The 4,098-nt window shown below is 55.5% G+C and carries 7 protein-coding genes; all 7 read right to left on the bottom strand.

Features of this window, described 5'->3' with window-relative positions; genetic code table 11:
* Positions 1 to 81: 81 nt before the first annotated feature.
* On the bottom strand, positions 82 to 450 hold the full coding sequence (locus CW742_RS08300; RefSeq protein WP_292419008.1) for a hypothetical protein: 369 nt from the start codon (positions 448 to 450) through the stop codon (positions 82 to 84).
* 1 nt (position 451) lies between these two features.
* The gene (locus CW742_RS08295; RefSeq protein WP_292419005.1) at positions 452 to 802 is read right to left on the bottom strand and encodes a hypothetical protein; all 351 of its coding nucleotides are present in this window, start codon (positions 800 to 802) and stop codon (positions 452 to 454) included.
* Between the two features lie 6 nt (positions 803 to 808).
* Positions 809 to 1,135 carry a hypothetical protein gene (locus CW742_RS08290; RefSeq protein ID WP_292419003.1) on the bottom strand — a complete coding sequence of 109 codons (327 nt, stop codon included), beginning with the start codon at positions 1,133 to 1,135 and terminating at the stop codon, positions 809 to 811.
* A gap of 22 nt (positions 1,136 to 1,157) precedes the next feature.
* The gene (locus CW742_RS08285; protein WP_292419001.1) at positions 1,158 to 2,057 is read right to left on the bottom strand and encodes a hypothetical protein; all 900 of its coding nucleotides are present in this window, start codon (positions 2,055 to 2,057) and stop codon (positions 1,158 to 1,160) included.
* Positions 2,058 to 2,074: 17 nt separating this feature from the next.
* Positions 2,075 to 2,599 (bottom strand): hypothetical protein, encoded by a 525-nt coding sequence (locus tag CW742_RS08280; RefSeq protein ID WP_292418998.1) that lies wholly within the window; start codon positions 2,597 to 2,599, stop codon positions 2,075 to 2,077.
* A gap of 6 nt (positions 2,600 to 2,605) precedes the next feature.
* Positions 2,606 to 3,592: a hypothetical protein gene (locus CW742_RS08275; protein ID WP_292418995.1), complete on the bottom strand. Its 987-nt coding sequence runs from the start codon at positions 3,590 to 3,592 to the stop codon at positions 2,606 to 2,608.
* Positions 3,593 to 3,627: 35 nt separating this feature from the next.
* Positions 3,628 to 4,098 (bottom strand): hypothetical protein (locus tag CW742_RS08270; RefSeq protein WP_292418994.1); only part of this gene is annotated, 471 nt, incomplete at its 5' end.

The following is a 4,098-nucleotide window of genomic DNA, read 5'->3' as shown; positions in this document are numbered from 1 at the left end:
GGGCAAAAGGGAATAACTCCTTGATTCTTGGTGCTTGCAGGCATACCTTACGTTTGCACTCCAATCATAAAAACGGGTCGATTACCCGCGCCGTTTCAGGAGATAGACGTGCCGGAGCGGCATTCCGAATTTCGGAAGGATGTACGACGTCCGTTCTCTGGCCTTGACCCTCCATTTGGTAACGATGTTGTCGGTCTCCGTCACCTCAAGGATATCTCCAACACCTAGGACAGCGCTTGTCGAGATCCTGCGATCGCCGAGCTCGTATTCTCCCTCCGGTAGTCGCTGCAGTTCCTTGACGGTGAGATCCTGGATATTGCCCTTGATGGCAACAGCCGTTCCCTGGGAACCTGGCTGCCAGGCCCCGGTTGACTGGCTGGTATTCCCGGCCACTTGAGGGACGTGCATGATCTGGCCGGGAAAATCGAAGACGGAGAAGACGTCGCTCATATCAGGAGACCTCGACCGGACAGCTGCCCAGTTGTTCCAGGAGAGTGTTGAGATCCTTTTCGATCTCGCCCTTTGACGCGATGAGGTCCACCAGGCTGACACTATCAGAACCCCCAGAGATCGAGGTCACGGCCCGGCTCTGGATGCGGTTGATGAAGTCGGTGATGACATCCTTTCCTGCCATCAGCCGCTGGGCCTTGGCTCCAAGGACCGTATCGACATCGATACCCCTCAGCTCAAGAGTTGCCCCTGCCTCATCGAGGGCCTCCTGGATATCCTCATCAGAGAAGAGATATGGCTCGGTGATATCGTTCAGGGGCCGGCGCCGGACTTTCTCAACAGTGGCTGCCATGGCGGATTACTTCTTCTTGTCGTCCTTTTTATCAGCATCTTTCTTTGCGTCGTCTTTCTTCCCGTCCTCCTTCTTCTTTTCAAGGGGGTCTTCGAGGCGCCGGACGTCTCCCGGATTCTTGTCGTCTGCAGACACGGATCGAACCGGGGTCATGTCTTTCTCGGTCGGAACCTGCTTCAGGTTCCCGCTACGGAGCCCGTGCCGGATGGCACCGGACTGTTTGGAGTCATCTGCGGGGACCTCGATGATGTCGCCTTTCTTGGCCTTGATCCCGTCTCGAGTTTCGAGAGTGTTTGCTCTCACTTCAACACGCATGGTTTTTTCAGTTGCCATCAAAATTCACCTCGAAAAAGGGTTAAGTTGTGAAGAGATCGTTGATGATACACCCGAGTTTCGGGAACTTGATGTTCGGTTCACCCTTGGCCTTGGCGGTGTACTTGAACGCGATCTGGTCCTTGCCCAGGTTTGAACCGGGTATGCTCTTGGTCCGGATGGCGTAACGTTCCTGCCATACTCCGATGTCTTTCTGCTTGAACACCAAGCACTGGCCAGTGTCATTCGGATCAACGGCATCATCCTGGACAACGACCATGCCGAGAAGGGTCGGGACCTGCCCAGTAACGACGTATCCATCCGCGCCCTGGGTGTTGTAGAGGCGGTTTTTGATCGCATCGAATGCCGTGAGGTACTCGAAAGTCAATTCGGAGATGACAATGGTGTCGGGTTTCTGGCCCTTCGTGGCCGCGGACACAGTACGCTTGGCCTTCTGCAGATCCTTCAGCGGGACCCCGGCATCGGCACCTGTCGAAACATCCCAGGGGTGAGTTGCATCGATCGAGTTGATACCGGTCGCGTTGATGATGTCGTTGTAGATGACCAGGTCCTCGAAGTATGACATGGCATAAGCCGTGTTATTGATCATTACACGGATCTCATCTTCGAGATTGTCTTCCTGCTGCTCCTCCGTGACTTCGAACCAGCCACCATACGGGCGGACCCGCTTGGTGCCCTTTACGAAGGCAAAGTCGAGTTTCGGCAGGGCGCCATTCTCGGAGAGCCAGTCGACGTCCCCAACAGTGTCAGCTTCTTCAATTGTCGAAACGGTCGAGATCGAAAGGTTCTGATAGCCGAGGAGTTTCCGGCCGATCAGGTTCTTGTGGTACGCCAGCTTAATGGCGGCCTCAATGACCTCCGGGGATGTGAGCGGGTTGTTGCTCGCTGAGAGGTCCTTGTCTTTGTATGCAGATCCTACCATAGTGTTTTCCTCCTTCCTCAGTGTGCGAGGATCAGGGCCTCCGCCCCATTTGCTGCACCCTTCCACACAACACCGATGATTTCCTCGGCCGGAACGCCTCCGGAGATTGCGACGGTCGGGCGAGTCGCGTCAACTGCGCTGGCGGTTGCAGAACCTGATGCTGCGAGACCGGCAAGTGCAGCGGCTGCCTTTACGGCTTGTTTGCTTGTGGTCCCCTGTGTGACACGCTGGCCCGCGGTCAGCTGGCCCTCAGCAGTCATCCGAAGGACGCGGCGATACCCGAAGGGGATAACGGAAATCCTGGTCCGGGTGTCAAGCCCGTTCGGATTGGTCTTCGTGGTGATCGAATCCTCGAGGACGCCGATTGCTTTGTTTGCGTTCGTCGCGATCCCGACTTCCTCATCACCGGTAATCTCGACCAGCTGCCGGGCCTTGTAGTAGAACCCGTCCGAATCAGCAGTCACTCCGGCCACGTGGACCTTGGCCCGAAGCGGTGCAACGGTGAGGTCTTCCTTGACGGGTGACGTAGCATACGCTACCATGTTACCTCACACCCCCATGAGTTTCTTGGCGAGATCCTCTACGGACGGAGCCCCGCCGCTACCGCCGGCCGCCTTTCCTTTCTCGGAGGTACCGGTGTTCACTCTGCGTTCGAGATCAACCTTGTAGGCAAGGAGCTGATCCTTGCTGAGAGACTTGACAAAGTTGCGGTCAACATCCTTGTCGAGTCCGAAGATCTCGGCCATAATGGTTGCCTTCTCAGTGAGATCGGCAGCTGCAGTTTCCTCTGCCTTCTGGGCATTGTCCGCTTCCTTCTGTGAAAGGAATTTGTCAACTTTCGCAGAGAGGTCCTTGACATTGTCCTCCAGTGCCTTGAAGTCTTCATCTTTCGGCATGGTCTCTTGGTTTTTATGGTTGGCAGATAAAGAAAAGTCGCGAGATCCCCGCTCTGCAGCCTGATTCCGGGCAAGTTCTCCGATCATCTGTGCATCAGGATCTGCCGGTTCCAGAACAGGGGCGATGTGGATGACGCGGAAGTTCGTCCAGTATGTGACATCTTTGTCCTGGTCATAATTCAACAGACCGCGGATACGGACGCTGAAGAACGTTCCTTCAGGATCCTTCTGGACTCGGGCAGCCACTTCATCCAGCATGGGCGTACCGGTCCAGAACTCGACCGATGCGACCATGGCGTTCTTGATTGTCTTGTTCCGGATCTTGACTTCTGGCTCGAATGTCAGATCAAAGGTTGCCCCTACCTTGTCCAGGAACTGCCAACTGTGGTCCAGTATCAGCGGGATCGGGTAGTATGTAAACCCTTCAGTTTCTTTGTGCTTGATAGCATCTTGGACGGCCTTTTTGATCTCTTCTGCCGGGAACAGGTCACCATTCCAGGTTCTTTCACTGGTAGCGATAATCTTACGCTTGAGGCCGGCCTGTGGATCAGCAGCCTTGAGATCCTGCTCGGTCCTGGGGATGAGCACGTCCTCGGCACGGAAGATGTATGTTCGTTCAATCTCCTGCGGTTCTTTCATGCAGGGAGGTTCAAAAAAAAGGAGATAAAGAAAAGTCAGGCGCGGACTTTGATGTACTCGATGTAGACCTTGCCGGTCAGGGCTGCAGCAGCCTCGGTCAGGATCTGCCCGGTGATCCAAGCCGTTGTCCCGCCATTAGCATCGAGGCGCTGGCGTGATTTGCCGTTCGATCCCTTGTCTGTGATGTTATCGACAGGGCCGGTTGCGTTCAAGTCTACCCCGTCGATCAGGTTGTCGGAATGGGTCGTTGCATCTACAGCAGTCCCGACATCTGCGACTGCAGTTGCAGTCCCTCCAGCTGCAGTCCGGTCAAGGGTGACTCTCTGTACGATAATCGGGACGGATTCGGGATTTTCCCATGCGAAGGCAAATGCGTTCGCAGCCCCGCCGGCCAGATTGGCTGCTGCGATCTTGACACCAGCATCAACAACGGTCTCAAGAGAATCGACTTCCTCCTGGGCTGTTGCAGCATCTGCGTGAGCATCAACGATCGCGACATCCTGGGT

Source organism: Methanoregula sp. (assembly GCF_002835825.1).
Taxonomy (GTDB): Archaea; Halobacteriota; Methanomicrobia; order Methanomicrobiales; family Methanospirillaceae; genus Methanoregula.
The sequence above is the reverse complement of the archived record's forward strand: the minus strand, read 5'-3'. Positions and strand labels throughout refer to the sequence as shown.